At 28.1% G+C, this 17,690-nt stretch carries 18 protein-coding genes, 1 tRNA gene and 1 pseudogene; 17 read left to right on the forward strand and 3 right to left on the reverse strand.

The window, feature by feature from the left end; all coding sequences use genetic code 11:
• Positions 1 to 3 precede the first annotated feature (3 nt).
• The 8 genes from h2es_RS01525 (at position 4) to h2es_RS01560 (ending at position 7,596) form a co-directional block, all read left to right on the forward strand.
• Complete coding sequence (locus h2es_RS01525; protein ID WP_154510760.1) at positions 4 to 273, forward strand: hypothetical protein; 270 nt, start codon at positions 4 to 6, stop codon at positions 271 to 273.
• 46 nt (positions 274 to 319) lie between these two features.
• Positions 320 to 1,558: a tRNA (N(6)-L-threonylcarbamoyladenosine(37)-C(2))-methylthiotransferase MtaB gene (gene mtaB / locus h2es_RS01530; protein ID WP_154510762.1), complete on the forward strand. Its 1,239-nt coding sequence runs from the start codon at positions 320 to 322 to the stop codon at positions 1,556 to 1,558.
• Between the two features lie 136 nt (positions 1,559 to 1,694).
• Complete coding sequence (locus h2es_RS01535; protein WP_154510764.1) at positions 1,695 to 3,026, forward strand: hypothetical protein; 1,332 nt, start codon at positions 1,695 to 1,697, stop codon at positions 3,024 to 3,026.
• A gap of 33 nt (positions 3,027 to 3,059) precedes the next feature.
• Positions 3,060 to 3,677 (forward strand): hypothetical protein, encoded by a 618-nt coding sequence (locus h2es_RS01540; protein WP_154510766.1) that lies wholly within the window; start codon positions 3,060 to 3,062, stop codon positions 3,675 to 3,677.
• Between the two features lie 99 nt (positions 3,678 to 3,776).
• Entirely contained in the window at positions 3,777 to 5,888 is a 2,112-nt protein-coding gene (locus h2es_RS01545) for a hypothetical protein (RefSeq protein ID WP_154510768.1), read from the forward strand.
• Positions 5,889 to 5,964: 76 nt separating this feature from the next.
• On the forward strand, positions 5,965 to 6,513 hold the full coding sequence (locus tag h2es_RS01550) for a thioredoxin family protein (RefSeq protein WP_154510770.1): 549 nt from the start codon (positions 5,965 to 5,967) through the stop codon (positions 6,511 to 6,513).
• Between the two features lie 4 nt (positions 6,514 to 6,517).
• Positions 6,518 to 7,225, forward strand: coding sequence for an RNA methyltransferase (locus h2es_RS01555; protein WP_154510772.1), 708 nt, complete (start codon positions 6,518 to 6,520; stop codon positions 7,223 to 7,225).
• 2 nt (positions 7,226 to 7,227) lie between these two features.
• Positions 7,228 to 7,596: a hypothetical protein gene (locus h2es_RS01560; protein ID WP_154510774.1), complete on the forward strand. Its 369-nt coding sequence runs from the start codon at positions 7,228 to 7,230 to the stop codon at positions 7,594 to 7,596.
• A gap of 25 nt (positions 7,597 to 7,621) precedes the next feature.
• On the opposite strand, the gene h2es_RS01565 is transcribed toward h2es_RS01560, so the two are convergent.
• Entirely contained in the window at positions 7,622 to 9,232 is a 1,611-nt protein-coding gene (locus h2es_RS01565) for a hypothetical protein (protein WP_154510776.1), read from the reverse strand.
• Between the two features lie 133 nt (positions 9,233 to 9,365).
• Between h2es_RS01565 and h2es_RS01570 the strand changes: the two genes are divergently transcribed.
• The 3 genes from h2es_RS01570 to ftsZ all read left to right on the forward strand — a co-directional run bounded on the left by h2es_RS01570 (position 9,366) and on the right by ftsZ (position 13,112).
• Positions 9,366 to 10,631 (forward strand): M16 family metallopeptidase, encoded by a 1,266-nt coding sequence (locus h2es_RS01570; protein WP_154510778.1) that lies wholly within the window; start codon positions 9,366 to 9,368, stop codon positions 10,629 to 10,631.
• A 9-nt stretch (positions 10,632 to 10,640) separates the two neighbouring features.
• Entirely contained in the window at positions 10,641 to 11,606 is a 966-nt protein-coding gene (locus tag h2es_RS01575; protein ID WP_154510780.1) for a zinc-binding dehydrogenase, read from the forward strand.
• Between the two features lie 105 nt (positions 11,607 to 11,711).
• Positions 11,712 to 13,112, forward strand: a complete 1,401-nt coding sequence (gene ftsZ, locus h2es_RS01580) for a cell division protein FtsZ (RefSeq protein ID WP_154510782.1) — start codon at positions 11,712 to 11,714, stop codon at positions 13,110 to 13,112.
• A 64-nt stretch (positions 13,113 to 13,176) separates the two neighbouring features.
• On the opposite strand, the gene h2es_RS01585 is transcribed toward ftsZ, so the two are convergent.
• Positions 13,177 to 13,563 carry a TrbC/VirB2 family protein gene (locus h2es_RS01585; RefSeq protein WP_154510784.1) on the reverse strand — a complete coding sequence of 129 codons (387 nt, stop codon included), beginning with the start codon at positions 13,561 to 13,563 and terminating at the stop codon, positions 13,177 to 13,179.
• A 142-nt stretch (positions 13,564 to 13,705) separates the two neighbouring features.
• Positions 13,706 to 13,780, reverse strand: a tRNA-Gln gene (locus h2es_RS01590).
• 160 nt (positions 13,781 to 13,940) lie between these two features.
• Here h2es_RS01590 and tsaE point away from each other — a divergent pair.
• The 6 genes and pseudogenes from tsaE to h2es_RS01620 all read left to right on the forward strand — a co-directional run bounded on the left by tsaE (position 13,941) and on the right by h2es_RS01620 (position 17,630).
• Positions 13,941 to 14,323: pseudogene (gene tsaE, locus h2es_RS07905) on the forward strand (tRNA (adenosine(37)-N6)-threonylcarbamoyltransferase complex ATPase subunit type 1 TsaE).
• A 155-nt stretch (positions 14,324 to 14,478) separates the two neighbouring features.
• Positions 14,479 to 14,964 (forward strand): thermonuclease family protein, encoded by a 486-nt coding sequence (locus h2es_RS01600; RefSeq protein WP_154510786.1) that lies wholly within the window; start codon positions 14,479 to 14,481, stop codon positions 14,962 to 14,964.
• Between the two features lie 448 nt (positions 14,965 to 15,412).
• Positions 15,413 to 16,018, forward strand: coding sequence for a hypothetical protein (locus tag h2es_RS01605; protein WP_154510788.1), 606 nt, complete (start codon positions 15,413 to 15,415; stop codon positions 16,016 to 16,018).
• Positions 16,019 to 16,037: 19 nt separating this feature from the next.
• Entirely contained in the window at positions 16,038 to 16,541 is a 504-nt protein-coding gene (locus h2es_RS01610) for a hypothetical protein (protein ID WP_154510790.1), read from the forward strand.
• Between the two features lie 29 nt (positions 16,542 to 16,570).
• Complete coding sequence (locus h2es_RS01615) at positions 16,571 to 17,371, forward strand: hypothetical protein (protein ID WP_154510792.1); 801 nt, start codon at positions 16,571 to 16,573, stop codon at positions 17,369 to 17,371.
• Entirely contained in the window at positions 17,358 to 17,630 is a 273-nt protein-coding gene (locus h2es_RS01620; RefSeq protein ID WP_154510794.1) for a hypothetical protein, read from the forward strand. Before h2es_RS01615 ends, h2es_RS01620 begins: the two co-directional genes overlap by 14 nt.
• Positions 17,631 to 17,690: the final 60 nt, after the last annotated feature.

Genomic DNA, 17,690 nt, shown 5'->3' on the forward strand with positions numbered 1-17,690 from the left:
ATTATGGATATAAAAAAAGATAAAAAGTTTTATAAAAATTTTGATCAAAATTTTATAAATGAATTGAAAAAATTAGTTAATTATAATGGTAAAAGGTATGTCACTAAAAGATTATTTAATGATTCAGTCAAGCATTATTATAGCAGGGTTGAGCAAAAATTATCAGAGACTAAAGCAGATATATTCAAATGGTTTATTAAGACTAATATTGCACAAACATCAATTTTAATTGCATTGATGTTTACATTATTGGATTTTTATTTAAAAAGATAGTATAAGTTCATATTAGTAAAATTATATATGAATATTATTCTATAATATGTCAGTTGAGGTAGTTACATTTGGTTGTAGATTAAATATTTACGAAAGCGAACTTATAGAAAAGCATGCAAAGAATGCTGGCATTAATAATGCAATTATATTTAATAGTTGTGCTGTTACAAAAGAAGCTGAAAGGAAGTTAAAGCAGGCTATAAGAAAGGCTAGAAGTGATAATCCAAATAAAAAAATATTAGTTACTGGTTGTGCTGCTCAAGTATCTGCAGAAAAGTATGCAAATATGATTGAAGTGGATAAAGTTTTTGGAAATCATGAGAAGTTAGAGCAGGGTACTTATAAACAATTGCTAGAAAATTCAGAAGCTATATTAGTGAACGATATTATGTCAGTAAAAGAAACTGCTCATCAGATGATTGATGGAATTCAGAATAAATCAAAAGCTTTTTTGCAGATTCAAAATGGATGTAATCATAGATGTACTTTTTGTATAATCCCATATGGAAGAGGTAATAGTAGAAGTGTTCCTGTTGGAGAGATTGTAAAATATGCACAGAATTTAGTTGATCAAGGCTATAAAGAATTAGTTCTTACAGGTGTTGACATTACGGATTATGGATTAGATTTACCAGGCAAACCAAGTTTGGGAAATATGATTAATCGCTTATTTAAGATGGTTCCAGATATTAAAAGGCTAAGGCTATCTTCAATTGATGTAGCTGAAATTGATGATGAGCTTTTTGATATAATTATAAATGAATCAAGATTTATGCCTCATTTGCATCTTAGTTTGCAGGCAGGAGATGATATGATATTAAAAAGAATGAAAAGAAGGCATAGAAGGCAACAAGTTATAAATTTTTGTAATGAAATATGGAAGCATAGATCTCAAGTCGTATTGGGTGCTGATGTAATTGCTGGCTTTCCAACAGAAACAGATGAGATGTTTAAAAATACTTATGATTTAATAGAGCAGCTAAGGATTGTACATTTACATGTATTTCCTTATTCACTTAGAGATAATACTCCTGCTGCAAGAATGCCACAAATAGAGTCTAGTGTTATAAAAGATAGAGCTAAAAAATTAAGGAATTTAAAGCAGAAATTAATGCATCAATATTTAAAGGATAAAATTGGAAAAGAACAGATAATTTTAGCTGAATCTAATAATTATGGATATACAGAGGATTATTTTAAGGTATATTCTACAAAAAATTTGCAAAAAGGTGAGATATACAAATTAAAAATTAAATCTATAAAAGATAATCAATTAATTATATGATTTGATTTAATTGCCATTATGAGGTCGTATAGTGGCTTATGATTGTTTAAATTTCATTATATAAGCAATTTATAGTTGCAAAGCTCCCAAAAACTCCTTAACCTAAAATTAGGATTGTATTAACAAGGGAGTGAATATGCCAGGGATGACTAATGAAGAATTTGACCAAGAATATTTAAGAATAATTGCAAAAATTGCACTGAAAGCTACTCAAAATAATGATATTGATATTATTGATGAATATGAGCCAGTTATTCTAGATTTTAACATTGAAGATGAAAGTATATATGAAGAAGAAATAGCTGAATTACAAGCATTAAAACAAAGGTCACTTGAAGATGATATAGATTTTAGTGATGTAGATTATGATCTTCATGACTATATATTTGAGCTAAATAATAACTTAATAAATGATGCAGAAGAGAAAGGAATATTTCAATTTTTTGTTCAAGATATTTTTGATGTTAATAAAAATGAACCATATGAGGGAGCAAAAGAATCGAGATTAGATGAGTTAAGTATACCACAAAATGTAAAAGATGAATTAAAGGCAATGGCATATGTTGCTACGTTTGAAGAATTAAGAAAAAATGCAGATAATAAAGATGCTTTTTTACATTTTGTAGGTATTTTAGAAAAAATGAGTGATGGAGTGAAATCCCTAGAAGTGGAAAATCCTGAGATAATGGGTGAGCTTAATAGAGCAAGTGGAATTTTACAAAACGTTGAATATGCATTTAGTAATTTAACTGAAGTTGAAAAGAGAGATTTATTAGGAGGTAATTCAAGGTCAATTATATTTGATAAAGCTGAAGAAGCTTATAATTTGCAGCAAGTTCTAAAAAAAGAATTGGTAAAATATTTAGTTAATAATAATGTAAATATTTTTGATCATAAAGGTGATTTAATTGAGGGGATAAATTTACCAAATTATATTAAATTTAATGCAAAAGATGAGCTTAATGGTTTTTTACCAGGACAATTTGAAGATGTTAGAAACCAAGAGGGATTAGTAAAAGTAAAAGATTTTTTAGGTGCTTTGGGTATAGATGATAAAAATATAGGACAATTTAAAGATCAGGTACAAAAAGAAAAAGATAGATATACAAGAGAGATTATAAGTAGGAATGAATCGCGTAGAATGAATAAACTGCAATCTGCCAATGCTAAAGAGCAATTAGCAGTTAAAATTTTAAAAGTTGCAGGAATTAGTGAAGGTCAAATTGCTCGTATTATGCAAAATCCAAAAGCAAAATCTGCTATAATTAAAAGGTCAGAGCAGGCATTTGAAAATTTGGGAATAGATTTAGAACAATTGAATATAATAGGAGTTGAAGAGGCTTTAAAGGAAATAGATAATCAAGCTTTACAAGCTGAATTAGAAAAGCAGTCAAAAGAGCTAATCGCACAAATTGGAAGAGTTGATTCAAGGTCTTTAGATGGTCAAGACATGAGAGGAAAAGAGTAACTTCACGAAAAATATCAAAATAAAACTGATAAAATGACAGGTGCTCAATTTGATAAAAATGCAGAAAAAGCTTTAGAATATGAAAAATCAAAAGATGATAGAGGGAAAGGTTCAACTTTAGCTTATAATATGTATAGAAAGCCAGCTGATGCGCTTAATAAATTCTTAACAAATGATGGTAAGCCTGTGCTTAAGCCATGGCATAAAGTTGCAATAGGAGCTATAGCGCTTGTAGTTACAGGAGGTACTTTTGTAGGCGTTGCTATATGTGCATATATGATGGGTTCTGCAGCCAAGCAAAAATTATATGATGGTAGTAAATTACAAGAATGTGTAAATGAAAAATTTTATAAAAAAGCTCCTGAAAAATTTGATTCTCAAGAGCTACAACAAGTTACTACCCAAGGATTAGTTCAAGATGTTAAGAGTCAATATCAAACTAGAGAGCAAGAACATGGAAGAGATAGAGAAGAAAGATCAGTAGAAATGGAAGTTGTTGTTCCGCAAGATAGAGTTGTAGAAGAAGCTCGTGCAATTGCTGCTACAATGCAAGGTGTTAATAGTTCAGTTGCTAAGGATGAAGTGAGAGCAGCTTCTCATGTTGCTGCTTTAAGAGTTAATAGTGGCAAATCTTCATCAAGAACTAGGTAGTTATGAGTCTATATATAAATCATCATTATGGAATTAACCCTTGAATAATCAATAATTAAATCGTAACATCATAATTAAATATTTCAAAGGGGTAGTGGGATGCCAGATGGTGATTTTCAAGATTTTAAAAAAAGATATTATAAAATTATAAATGATATTGCAGCTGAAGCAGTTAGTCAAGGAAGAGTAGAATTAAATCAAGATAGTGATAAACTCGAGTTAGATTTTATATCTGATGAATTTGAAAGAAAGTTAACAAATTTGAAAAAGCAATTTACTGATCCAGGAGTGCAAGCAGAAATTCAAAATGAAGATTTCAAATTTGAATTTAATAAATTATTGGAAAAAAATGAAAATAGCAAAATTTTTGAATATTTTTATCAAATTGAAAAGGGAAATAACATAACAGTAGATATAAAAGAATTAGAGATTCCTGATATAAATAAAGATGAAATTCAAGCTCAAGGTTTTGTTAAAGCATTTGAGAAAATGAAAGAAAAAGGTAATGATCCAGAATTTCAAAAATATTACAAAAATGTACAAAAACTTAGTGAGGAACGCACTTTATTAATTGTGGAGAGTCCTGAAATAAGTGCTAATTTAGCTAGAGCAGATGGAATTTTTGAAAATTTTAATATAGCTGCAAAAAGTTACAAAGAAGAAAATTCAAATAGGATAGCTTTAGGTGGCGATGCTATACCAGTTCCTTCAAATAAAGAAATGCTAGATAAAGCAGAGGAGGCATTTAATTTTCAACAAGGATTAAGGATAAAGCTAGCTCAACATATTGCATTAAATAATATACAAGTTTTTGATGCCAATAATTATGAAATTTCTGATAATTTTGATAATTTAACAGTTGGTAATATATTTGAAAATGTTCAAATTCCTCAAGGTCTAAGAAGGTATTTAAATATAAATAAGAAATTTGAAGATCTGATAAATGAGCAAAGTGAAATTAGTAAACTTAATAAAGTATTTAAAGCCTTAGATATAAATGGTCAAAATATTGGTAGTTTTAGAAAATTAGTTGATGATGAAAAAGCTAAAATAGAAGATCAAAGGCAGAGAGAATCTGAAAATAGACAGTCGTCAACAGTTAAAGCTGATGTTACAAGTCAAAGTGCAAAGACTACTGGTAGGTTAAATACAAAAGAACAAAAATTGAAAATTTTAAAGGAGAATTTAGCAAAGAAAATCTTAAAAGTAGCTGCTGTTAGTGATAAGCAAATTTTTGCAATCATGCAAGACCCAAAAGCTAAATCAGCAATTATGAAAAGGGCAAATCAAGTTTTAGAAAAACTAAATATTAAAGATGCTGATGTTTTAAAATTTGGTCCAGATAACGTAATGAGTATTGTGAACGATGAAGATTTAAAATATAGTATTCAAGATCAAGCTGAAGAATTAGTTGCTCAAACTGGAAGGAGGAGTTCTTCTTCAGTGGATACACGAGATATGAGGGGAAAAGAGGAATTTCATGATTATTATCAAAAGAAGGCTCAAAAGTTAAGCCAAAATAAATTTGAGGATAATTTGCTAGAAGCTTTGAAATTTGAAGATGAAAAAGACAATAGAAATTTACTAGAAAGTTCCTGGGACAAATTTAAAAGAATTCCTGCTATGCTTACAAGTAAGTTGCCTGATTTTCAACCTGGTGAAAAAGCTGTGATGGGTGTTATTGCTGCTTTAGTTATTCCACCACCACTTGGTGTGATTGTAGGTTTGTATATGGTGGGAAAGGCTTTAGATGAGAAAACTGGTGCATTATCATGGATTGCGGATATAATTTTGCCACGAAATGAAGAAAGAGAAGTTGTTAATAATGAAGCGCTTGAAAAAGTAAATGTTAAAGATTTAATGACCGAAGTAAGTCAGGATTTAAATAAATTAGTTTCTCGAAGTCAAGGACAGCAAACAGAGAAAAGTCATGTAGAAAAAGATAGGGTGCAGGAAAGGCACACAGAAAAGCAAACAGAAGGACAAATAGAAAGGCAAACAGAGAAAAGTCAGTTACAACAAGATGTACAAGAAAGTATAGCTAAATTTGATAAAATAATGAGATCAAGTCCAGAGCTTCAAGAGAATTTAAAGGTAATAGAAACTGCAAAAGAAATTGTAGGGAAGGATGGAGTTATAGATACTGGCGCTTTAGAAACAGCTCAAGAAAGAATAAAACATAATAAGCAAAGTAAAGGAATAGGTAAATAAAGGAATTTTTTTAGTGATTTTTGTGGAAAAAAAATATATAAATTTAAAATATAAAAATGATAATTAGGAGTTTTAGATGGTAGCATTAACTACACCAGAGGCAGATAAAGGTTGGAATGCTGAAGAATTTATTTTACTTTCAGTTGATGGAAATTATTATGATTTAGCTAAGGTAAAAGGTGATAATGGTTTAGTTGTTGCTTTTATTTGCAACCATTGTCCGTATGTTAAATCTATTGTAGATAAGATAGCAAGAGAAGCTAATGAGCTTAGAGAGTTGGGTATTGGTTTTGTTGCTATTAACTCAAATGACTCAATTTCATATCCTGAAGATTCATATGAAAATATGAAAATTTTTGCGAAGGAGCATAATTTTACTTTTCCTTATCTTCTTGATAATACACAAGAAATAGCAAAAAAATATGATGCTGTTTGCACACCAGATTTTTTTGGCTTTAACTCTAAATTAGAACTTCAGTATCGTGGAAGATTAGATTCTGCTAAAAAGGATATTATTCCAGATGCTAAAAGAGAGTTATTTATTGCAATGTCTGAAGTAGCAAAAACTTCTGAATTTAATGGTGAGCAAATTCCAAGCATAGGGTGTTCTTTGAAGTGGAAATAAATTTGTGCACAAACCTTATATAATATTAGTATGTCCTCAGCTTGCTGAAAACATAGGTTCTGTTGCAAGGGTTATGTCTAATTTTGGATTAGAGAATTTAAGGATAGTTTCTCCAAGAGATGGTTGGCCTCCAGATAATCAAGCTTTTAAATTAGCTGCTAAAGGGTGTGATATATTACATAATACAGTGATTTATAATGATATTAATTTGGCTATTTCAGATTTAAATTTTATTATTGCCTCAACAGCAAGGAATAGATATATGCAAAAAGAAAAAATGGATCCTAAGGAATTAGTAAGTTACTGTAATAAAAAATTTAATAAAAATACAAAGATTGGAATCTTATTTGGGAGAGAAAATAATGGTCTTACAAATGAAGAAGTAAGTTTAGCAGATGTAGTATCAGTAATTCCTACTGATACGATAAATCCATCATTAAATCTGGCACAAGCTGTATCAATTTTCTCTTATGAATTTTTTTCTTCTATACAAGATTCTTTAGACAATGAATTAAAACAAATTTGCAATAAAAGTGAATTTAGTAATTTTTTTGATATTTTAATTTCATTGTTAGATGAGAAAAATTATTTTAAAGAGAGTAATATAAAGAAAAATATGATTCATAACATTAGAAATATTTTTGCGAAAGCTGAGTTAAACTCTCAAGAAATTAGAACTTTGATTGGTATAATAAAAAATCTTGTAAAGTAAAGATGGATAAATCAGTATTTTCTAATTTACTATGTGAGCATAAAAATGATTTAGCAGAAATTAGATCTACAGCTTTAAAATTTATAAAATATGTATCAGAGCATATTAATTGTGGAGAAGATTTAGAGCAAATGCTATTGAAGAAATTTAATAAAGAAAAATTAGCTGAATTATTTATAAAAATGAGTGCTTTAATTATTAAGCTAATTCCACTAGAACATCAAATTCATGGAACAGAGTTAATTAATAATAAAAAATTAAAAGGTTACATAAATAATTATCAAGAGGAATTGAAGGTTTCTGAAGAAGATATATTAACAATTAAAGAATTTTTAACTATTTATCAAAAAGAAAATTTAGATCACTCTTAATTTTAAAATTGAAAATGGAAGCTTTTTAAGCTTCCATTAAAGGTAAGATTTCTTCGTCCCAAAATTCATTCATTTTTTTGCAACTATCTAATAAATCTTGAGATATATCAGAGAATTTGCTTTGTACTTCAAGCTCAACACATCTTACTACAGGCTCTACATCAAAATTACTATCATCTCTATTAACTAAATCTGCAGCTCTTTCAAGGAAAAATATTTGTGCATCAGTTAATTTTAAATCTTCAATTATTTTTGGATAATATTTATCAATTAATACTTCTTTTATTTTTTCTAACACAGGATAAGATGAATTTGTGCTAAAATTTTCCTCAATTTTAACTATATCGTTATTAAAATCTTCTGAATAATTCTTAGATTTAGAAAAATATTGATTTAAATTTTCTATTAAATTATTATAAAAATTTTCTATATCACTGTTTTCTTCACTTATAATATTTTCAATAAGTTTGTCAGGATTTAATATAAATAGAGGTAATAAAGACTGGTATTTGAGAAAATCTCTTAATTCAAGACTAAATAGCTCTTGGTATTGATCAGGAATTGTAATATTTAATAACTCAGCTGATTTGAGTAAAATAGGTTTTGTAGTTTCACTATATTTATTCGTACTAGCTAAAATTTTTTCAATATTTGAAGCAAATTTAAATTGTTTATTACTAGCTGTTTTATTAAGATAATAATTTTGCATTTTATATGGAATAATATTAAAACCTGGCTTTTTAAAATCAACTTCATAGTAATTGAAATTAAAAGGCTTTGAGTCATTTTTAAATAATCTATTAATAATATAATGAGATATTTCATGTGCTGTGATAGCTTCAGTAGATATATATCCATTATTTAACACAACTTGAATTTTATTTTGTAACCTATCATATGATGATTTTCCAGAATTGCTAAAATGCAATGTAATAGCATCACCATTAACAATTTTTCTATTTAAATAATCTATTATAGCTTTTCCATATTTTCCAGAATCATAAACGCTTTTATATAGTTGATAAGCTTGTTCTTGGTTAATTATACTAGAATATGTTCGCGATAATATTGCTCCAAATTGATTATATGAGCAAGTCTCTTTTGAATATAATAAATTAACGTTTGAATCCTTTAATATAGATGAAAAATTTTTTAAATATTCTAAATCAGTATCTGTGAGAGAAAATTCATCAACTAACTCTTTTATATCTAGTGCAGATAGTCTAGCCATTATATTTATTTCAGTTTTTTTACCATTTTCATAATATGTAGATAGTGTTTTATCTAAAGGTACTTTATGTTCTAGCAGAGTTTTAAAAATATATTTTGTAACTTCATTTATTTTTTCATCTTCATGATATAAATCATCTATAAAGTTTGTTCTTAAAATAAATCTTAAGCAAAATTTTAATTCTGATTTTTTTTTATCTAGATCATCAAAGCTAGTGTATTTTAAAATGGTGGATATTGCTTTTAGATCCAAATTCATTATAGCTTTGTTTATAGCTATATAAGAATTAAATTTATGAGAGCTTGATAGTACACTGAGTTTATCATAGTTTTTTCTTTCTATCAGATATTCTGCAATATCTTCTAAATGTTTTTTATTATAATATGGATATAAATTTTTAGTCATTTTTTTGCCATCAAATTAAAAAAAAGCAACTCTACAGCTTTTATTTATTAAGTCAAATTATTTTTAATATTAAAAAGATTGGAAAGTTAAAGTGATTACGTTTAAACTAAAGCAAAATTTTTATTTTAAATAAATGAATACAATAAATTATATTACGCATGAAAATGGCTTAGTAGTTGCAACAGATAAAGCAGAAGATTTTGAATCGGTAACTTTGAGTATTCTTGTTAAAAGTGGCAGTAGGAATGAGAATGAGCAAAATAATGGAATATCTCATTTTTTAGAGCATATGGCATTTAAAGGTACTTTAAAAAGGACAGCAAAAGATATAGCTGAAGAGTTTGATATGATAGGGGGTTATTTTAATGCGTATACTTCTAGAACTTCAACTGTTTACTATGCTAAAGTTCTTAAAAATGACTTAGAGAAGGCGCTTGATATAATTACAGATATATTATTGAATTCAACTTTTGCAAAGGAAGAGTTAGAGAAGGAAAGACAAGTTATATTTCAGGAATTATGTATGACAAAAGATACACCTGATGATATTGTATTTGATTATTTTCAAGAGACTGCATTTAAAAATCAACCATTAGGTCGATCAATTTTAGGTACAGAGGAGTTTATAAAAAATTTAAAAAGAGAAGAATTATTAAGCTATTTTACAAATCAATATTCAAATAAAAATACTATTATTTCAGCTGCAGGTAATTTTAATTCAAGGCAATTTAATGATTTAATTAGTAATAGGTTTGTAAATTTTCAAAATACCAATGTTAAAAAATATGAAAAAGGAATTTACACTGGTGGTGAATTACATGTTAAGAAAGATTTAGAACAAGCTCAATTTTTATTAGGCTTTGAGGGAGTATCTTATTTAGATAAAGATTTTTATGATGCGCAAATTCTTTCGATTATTCTTGGTGGTGGGATGTCATCGAGATTGTTTCAAGAAATTCGTGAAAAAAGAGGTTTAGTTTATAATATTTCATCATACTCAACCAGTTATAGTGATTGTGGAATTTTTGGAGTTTACTCTGCACTTGATCCTGTAAATATTAATATTCTTATAGATTTAATAGTTAGTGAATTATTTAACATTACAGATAAAATTAATGAAAAAGAAATTATGCGTGCAAAAGCCCAAATTAAATCTAGTTTATTAATGTCTATGGAAAGTACTACTGCAAGAGCAAAGAAATTATGCAATAATTTTGCTATGTTTGGAAGGTATATTAGTAATGAGGAAGTCTTAGAAAAAATAGATAATGTAAATTTTCAATCTCTTCAAAAAGTAGCAAAAAAAATCATATCTAATAACAATATTACTATAACTACACTTGGAAATGTTGCAAATATTTATAGTTATAATAAGATTGTAGATAAGCTAAAATTATAAAAGTATACAATGTCTAAAGCTATAAAATTAATTAGGTTAGGTGATAATCAAGAATACCAAATAGAAAATTTAGAAAAGCAAAACCCTAAAGAAGGACAGGTATTAGTTAAAAACATTGCTTCGGGAATTAATCAAGATGATGTATTTATTAATATTCCTGCTGATAAGCCATATGTAATTCCAGGATACAGTGCAAGTGGTGAAATTATTGAAATTGGATCTAATATAACTGGTTTTAAATCTGGAGATTCTGTAGTTTATATGACAAAAAATAATGGATCTTTTCAGGAAAACACTGTTGTAGATTATACTGATTTAATTTCAGTGCCTGAAGAAATTTATGATAAAATTGCTGGTGCGTCATATTATTCAGGAATGATGGCACATTCACTTTTAAAAAGAGTTTTTATAGTTAATTCAAATATAATAATTTTAATTCATAACGTTACCTCAGGGATTGGTTATATTCTTGCACAATGGGCTGATAGTTTAGGTGCTGTTGTGATTGGCAGTGTTGATGATGATAGTAAAAATAATTTTGCTTTGAAATGTGGTTGTAAAAAAGTTATTAATTATAAATCTGAAAACTGGGTACAAGAAATAATGGAATTTACAAAGGGATATGGGGTAAATGCAATATATGATTCGTTAGGTAATGATACCTTTGAAGGAAATATAAAATGTATAACAAAAATGGGCATTTTAGTTTGTTATGGTCCTCAATCAAAAACAATCACTAACATAGACTCAAATAAAATTGCTGAAAAATCTTTATATATAACTTTTCCATCAATATTTGATTATAAAAGTAATAAAATGGAAAGAGTATTAAGTTCAGATGAGTTATTTTCCATGATTAAAGCTGGTAGGATTAAAGTTGAAATTTCTGATGAATTTGGTTTAGATAACGCTAGTCAAGCTTTTGAAAAGATTAAAAATAATAATGTAATGGGATCTATAATAATTAACATTTAGACTATTTATTTGTATTTGTAGTTTTAACAAGAAAGAATTGCAAATAATTAGTTAATGTATTATTTTACTTGTTAAAAAGGATAATTTTATAAATAAATTTTACAAATGAGTTTAAAAATAAGTATTCCAACTGAAAGTCAATTATCACCTAAAATTGCGGTTTTTGGAGTTGGTGGAGGAGGTGTAAATGCTGTCAATAATATGATTTCTGCAAATTTAGAAGGTGTAGATTTCTTTGTTGCAAATACAGATGCTCAAGCACTAGATAATTCGCTTGCAACAAATAAAATTAAATTTGGTGTTAATTCTACAAAAGGACTAGGAGCTGGATCTGACCCAAAAGTTGGTGCGATTGCAGCCGAGGAGTCGTCAAGCGAGATAACAGAAGCTTTGGATAAGTATAATTTGGTTTTTATTACTGCTGGAATGGGTGGTGGCACAGGTACTGGAGGTGCTCCAATTGTTGCAAAATTAGCAAAAGAGAGAAATATTCTTACTGTAGGGGTAGTAACTAAACCCTTCCATTTTGAAGGTGCTAGAAGAATGAAAGTTGCAGAAGAGGGCTTAGATGAACTTCAAAAATCTGTAGATACACTTATTATTATACCAAATCAAAATCTTTTTAGGTTAGCAAACGAAAAAACAACTTTTGCTGATGCATTTAAAATGGCAGATGAAGTATTGCATGCTGGTGTTAAAGGTATTACTGATTTGATAACAAAGCCTGGCTTAATAAATTTAGATTTTGCTGATATTCATGCTGTTATGAATGAGAAAGGTAAGGCAATGATGGGAACTGGTGAAGCTGAAGGAGAAAATAGGGCAGTGAAAGCTTCTGAAGCTGCAATATCTAATCCTTTGCTAGATCATTCTTCTATGAAAGGTGCAAGAGGTGTGCTGATAAATATTACTGGAGGAATGGATATGACATTGTTTGAAGTTGATGAAGCTGCAAATAGGATTAAGGAAGAAGTGGATCCAAATGCAAATATTATTTTTGGTTCAGCTTTTGATGTTGATTTAGAAGGTAAATTAAGAGTTTCTGTTGTAGCAACAGGTATAGATGCAAAAACTGTGAAAATTATTGATAATAATTTAGTAAATAAATTGGGTGATATTTCTATTACAAATAAAGAACCTAGTAAAGAAATTAAAGTTGAGGTAACTAATAAAGAGCAATTTATTGATAATCAGGAAGAAAGTATTATAGAGAATAAAAAAGATTCTCCAATGCAAGTAAAACACTTAAATACAAGCAATAATGATGATAAATTAAGTTCAGATGATAGTGTTGATGAGAAAGATGAAAATTATATACCAAAGCAGAATTCATTTTATTTTAATCTTAATAAAAATAATCATGAATATAAAAAACATGATGAAAAAGAACTTAATAATAATTCAAGTGATAAGGAAGAAGTTGTTAATAAAAAAGATTTTAATAAAATAAAATCTTCAAGCAGTATTTTTGAGATTCCAACTTTTTTAAGAAATAAGAAAGATTAAAAAAACCACACACTTTATATAAGTGCATGGCTTTTGAGATTTAGTCTTATTAATAGACTATTATTTATGACGTTGAAGAAGAATCATCTTTGCAAATTTGTCCTGAACCACCTGATATAAATTGTACTACATTATCTGCTCCGAATAGTATTCCCATTCCAACTGCAACAGCAATAGCTACACCCCATGTAATTTTTCCTAAAAATAGTCCAATTGCCATGGAAATAATTACTAAAGTAGCAATGGTCTTACCTGTTGCACCTTTAGCGACTTTTATTACATTACATAAAACATTAGCTACTCCTTGTCCAGCATCTTCGGTATCTTTTCCTTTAGGAGGAGTTGTTGACCCCGGAGTTGTCTCTGCTGCGAATGAACTAATACTATGAAAAGAGCTAACTGAAAAAACTACTAAAAATATAATTAAAAACTTTTTTAAATTTAATAACATCGTACCCACTACATTTAAGTTATAATAAGAGAAATAGTATCACACTGATTATTGTTGGCAATGTTTTTTTATAATGTATATTAAAAAAAGTTGCTTAAATTTATCAAAAATTTTTATAATATTGAAATAATATCCATTTGAGTGGCTGGGATGGGAGGATTCGAACCTCCGCATGACGGTATCAAAAACCGTTGCCTTACCGCTTGGCGACACCCCAATTAGATTTATGAGAAGATATTATATATGAAATAATTTTTTTCAAGCTTTTATTGTAAATTTTATGTTATAAAGCAGTAGAACATTACATTTAATTTATTAAATCCATGAGTCAAAAGGAGTTATTTTATCATTTAAAAGATATAAATAAGGTTGCTGAGATGATTGTGCAAGAGCTTAAGGGTACAAAAGTTTTACTTTTATTTGGTGATCTTGGAGCAGGTAAAACAACTTTAACAAAGCATATTATTAAAACTTTAGGGGGTGACAGTAATGAAGTAACAAGTCCAACTTTAATTTACAGCATATATATAATACAAAGTATCATAGAATATACCATTTTGACTTATATAGAATTAAATCTCTGGAAGAATTATTTAATGTGGGGGTTGAGGAAGCTTTAAATAATGGATTATTGATTTTTGAATGGGGAGAATTGGTAGAAAGGTATTTTAATTGTAATTATTTAAGATTAGATTTGAAATTTTGTAAAGGTATTGACAAAAGAAAAATTTTGTTAACCAATAAAAATTATAACAATTAGTAAATCTTTAAAATAAAGTTATTTAAGTAGTAAAAAGTTATAACGTTACATTACGTTTCTAAAGTCTTTCAATTTTTATTAAAAGTAAAATAATCTTGTAAAAATTACTATATACATTAGACTGAGTTACTAATATATGTGGTGAATCAGTGTGCATGATTAGTAAAATATTTGTGGTAATTTTGTTTTCTAATTTACACATAATTTATGCCATCGCTGATATTAAGGTAGTTGACGGAGATACTTTGATTATAGATGGTAAAAGGATAAGGATGCAGGGAATAGATGCCCCTGAGATCAAACAAGAATGTATAGCAAATACTGGTAAAGTTAGAATAAAAATACCATGTGGTCAGATATCAAGATATATGTTAAAGCATTTAATTGGTGGAGATAAAGTTAGATGTACAAATGAAGGGACAGATAAATATAAGAGACAGCTGGCTTACTGCTTTGTTAATCAGATAAATTTAAATAAAGAGATGGTGAGATTTGGTTATGCTTATGCGTATTCAGAATATGATAAAAGTTTTGTTAAAGAAGAGGAATATGCAAGAGCTAATAAATTTGGATTTTGGGATGGTGAATTTCAAAAGCCTTCAAGATATAGAGGGCTAAAAATAAAGAGTCGGGCAAAGTAAATTCATTCAAAAGTTGTTGGATGAGGTTGATCTAATTCACCAGTAGTATTAAAATGAAGAGGGGGGTATATGGTTTTGAACCATATTGTAATTCATCATTAGCACCCTCAAAAAAGTATTCTTTGATAATATTCATCATGATGTGCCTTTATTTTCTGTAGTTGATTTCTTAAATTTTGCGAAACAGAAAATCTACTTTAGGAAAGATAAGTGGACAAGCCTGTTCATTAAGATGACATTGGTCCATAGTAGTTAATCTTGAACCAAATATTGATTCTTTATTAACGTATATAACTAAGTCTAAGTATTACTCATAAGATGTACCTCCATATTATTTGATCTATCGCTAGCATGATAATATATATTATGGAAAATAAATATTATATTGATGACTGATTGAATATATTGTAAGTTTATTTTGTATAGTGTGAGTGGTAATATTTTAAAAATGAAGGCTACCGATAAATTAAAAGTTCTAGGTATAAGCGAAGGACTTCAAGACATAGAAAAAGATTTTTCAGAATTATATAGTAGTAAAATTATATATACTAGTGAAAATTCTCAATATCCACAGGAAAACACCCAAGCTGAGTGGGATACATGCCCTTTTAAGCTACAATCAGAAAGATTAATAGAAAAACTTGTTGAGATATCAGGAAATCAAAAATTTAGAGAATTAAATGCATATTTAACTCAATGGACTTCTGTAGGTGCTACAAGAACGACTAATGATTCTATTAAGGAGTTAGCAGAACATATATATTTCCAATTGCTTGATGCAAAGAGGAAAGGAATAGATGTAGAAAAAACTTTTTCAGGATTGATAAATAATTCTGCATTTATTTGCAATGAGGGTGGATATACTAACCTACAAAACTTGTCTATGTCAATAGATGGTGGTTCAAAATTGATCTATAATGCTAAATATGAATTTATAGTAGGTGCAACTAGAGAATTTTTAAGGCAGTTTCAGGGTCAAGCAGGATATAGACCTGGTAATGAAGTACATTATGTCAATCAATTAATTACTTCAATAAAGCAAGAATACAACTAACTTATCCCCTCCTCCGGATATGTATGCAAATAATCAGGGTATAAACCAATTAATAGCCACTGGCAAATATCGTGAATACATAGATTCATTATTTTCATCAAAATTAGCAGCAAATGGAATGCTAGTAATTATGGTAAATAAAGTTGCACTTCAACTACAAGATGAAGATAGTATCAGAAGAAAATTTGATATGGGAAGCTCGGAAGATCGATATAATAAGTATCAAATGATAGAGATTTTTCAAAATGTTTTCAGACCATATGTAGATCAGAGAGTTTTAGAAATAATAGAATATCAATTACTTGATATTAATTGTCAAACTGAAGATCAAGAACTACAGGGAATATATTACTTAGATATTATTGGATATAAATCAAATTATCTAAAAACATTAGAAATCATAATGGCAGATTTTTTAGATAAAAACGGATATTTAGAAAATGTATCGTTTAAATTTAAAGATGGTAATATAGTAATGGTAGAAGATTCAGTATTCTGTTGTTTCAATATTATATGGATATAGTTGCTATAAGGAGGAGTATAGTATCCTCATTGATTAAAGAAATAAAACAGGAAATGCCTGATGCAAAAATTCCTGATAAATTACTATCTATTGCTGAAGCGGATTTAACTAAGTGTTTAGCCTTATTATCTGATAGAGTTATAAAGTTTTATACAGTGCAAGATATGAACTTTAGTGAGCAAGATTTTGATGAATTATGTGAATTATATGATGTTAATCTCCAGAAATTCAAAGCTTTGACATCAGATTCTATTAAAATGCCTTGTATTCATGGAGCAACATTTAGTGAGCTAAGCCAACTATATGATACTAATTTCCAGAAATTCCAGAATTTGACTTCAGGTTTAATAGTAGATACCTATGAGGCAGGTGTATCATTTAACGAATTAAGTCAGTTATATGATAATGACCTATCAAAGTTTAAAACTTTAGTATATGCACACCATTTAACTGACATGACATATATTCAATGTAGCCAGTTATATGATGCTGATAAACAAAAATTTCAATATATAATAAAAGTACTTAATAAAACAGATGCAACATTTAATGAATTGAGCCAATTATATGATGATGATTTTAGAAAGTTTGAGGATTTGATAAATATTGAACAAATGATTTATAGTCAAGGAGTAGAGTTCAATGAGTTAAGTCAATTATATGATACTAATTTGCAAAAATTTCAGGCTCTTTTTTCACCTAATTCAATATTTTTTGTAAAACTCGGAGTTAAATATGAATTTCTTAATGGCATGTATGATGATAATCTTGAAAAATTTGAAAGAATTATCTTTTCTCTAGTTCCGGGTTTCAATTATGCGAAAATATAATGAGGTGATTACTGCCGTAGATAAAGTTTTTCATACTGCAAATATAGATGTAGATGAGTTAATTGAACAAGTTAACAATATGATTTTAGAAGGAAAGAATAAGCCAAAAGAAAAACGCAAATTTACTGATGATATTGAAGATCGCAGACAAGGAGCACTTAAGAAATCGAAAATAAGTAATAAGCGTACATATGCTGAAAGTTTTCAAGAGCAAAGACAAGAAGAGATAGTAAAAAGACAAAATACTAAAGGTATATAAAATTATAACTTGACATCTTCACAAAAAAATGAGTAACTTATATTTATGTATATAAACTTT

The organism is Rickettsiales endosymbiont of Trichoplax sp. H2 (assembly GCF_009690945.1).
Lineage (GTDB): Bacteria > Pseudomonadota > Alphaproteobacteria > Rickettsiales > Midichloriaceae > Aquirickettsia > Aquirickettsia rohweri.

Bases quoted from the DNA above. Each gene is read 5' to 3' on its own strand.
- h2es_RS01540 (WP_154510766.1), top strand. From the start codon at position 3,060: ATGACAGGTGCTCAATTTGATAAAAATGCAGAAAAAGCTTTAGAATAT.
- h2es_RS01585 (WP_154510784.1), bottom strand. From the start codon at position 13,563: ATGTTATTAAATTTAAAAAAGTTTTTAATTATATTTTTAGTAGTTTTT.
- h2es_RS01600 (WP_154510786.1), top strand. From the start codon at position 14,479: ATGATTAGTAAAATATTTGTGGTAATTTTGTTTTCTAATTTACACATA.
- h2es_RS01550 (WP_154510770.1), top strand. From the start codon at position 5,965: ATGGTAGCATTAACTACACCAGAGGCAGATAAAGGTTGGAATGCTGAA.
- h2es_RS01620 (WP_154510794.1), top strand. From the start codon at position 17,358: ATGCGAAAATATAATGAGGTGATTACTGCCGTAGATAAAGTTTTTCAT.
- h2es_RS01560 (WP_154510774.1), top strand. From the start codon at position 7,228: ATGGATAAATCAGTATTTTCTAATTTACTATGTGAGCATAAAAATGAT.
- h2es_RS01575 (WP_154510780.1), top strand. From the start codon at position 10,641: ATGTCTAAAGCTATAAAATTAATTAGGTTAGGTGATAATCAAGAATAC.
- h2es_RS01570 (WP_154510778.1), top strand. From the start codon at position 9,366: ATGAATACAATAAATTATATTACGCATGAAAATGGCTTAGTAGTTGCA.
- mtaB (WP_154510762.1), top strand. From the start codon at position 320: ATGTCAGTTGAGGTAGTTACATTTGGTTGTAGATTAAATATTTACGAA.
- ftsZ (WP_154510782.1), top strand. From the start codon at position 11,712: ATGAGTTTAAAAATAAGTATTCCAACTGAAAGTCAATTATCACCTAAA.
- h2es_RS01565 (WP_154510776.1), bottom strand. From the start codon at position 9,232: ATGACTAAAAATTTATATCCATATTATAATAAAAAACATTTAGAAGAT.
- h2es_RS01535 (WP_154510764.1), top strand. From the start codon at position 1,695: ATGCCAGGGATGACTAATGAAGAATTTGACCAAGAATATTTAAGAATA.
- h2es_RS01605 (WP_154510788.1), top strand. From the start codon at position 15,413: ATGAAGGCTACCGATAAATTAAAAGTTCTAGGTATAAGCGAAGGACTT.
- h2es_RS01610 (WP_154510790.1), top strand. From the start codon at position 16,038: ATGTATGCAAATAATCAGGGTATAAACCAATTAATAGCCACTGGCAAA.
- h2es_RS01525 (WP_154510760.1), top strand. From the start codon at position 4: ATGGATATAAAAAAAGATAAAAAGTTTTATAAAAATTTTGATCAAAAT.
- h2es_RS01545 (WP_154510768.1), top strand. From the start codon at position 3,777: ATGCCAGATGGTGATTTTCAAGATTTTAAAAAAAGATATTATAAAATT.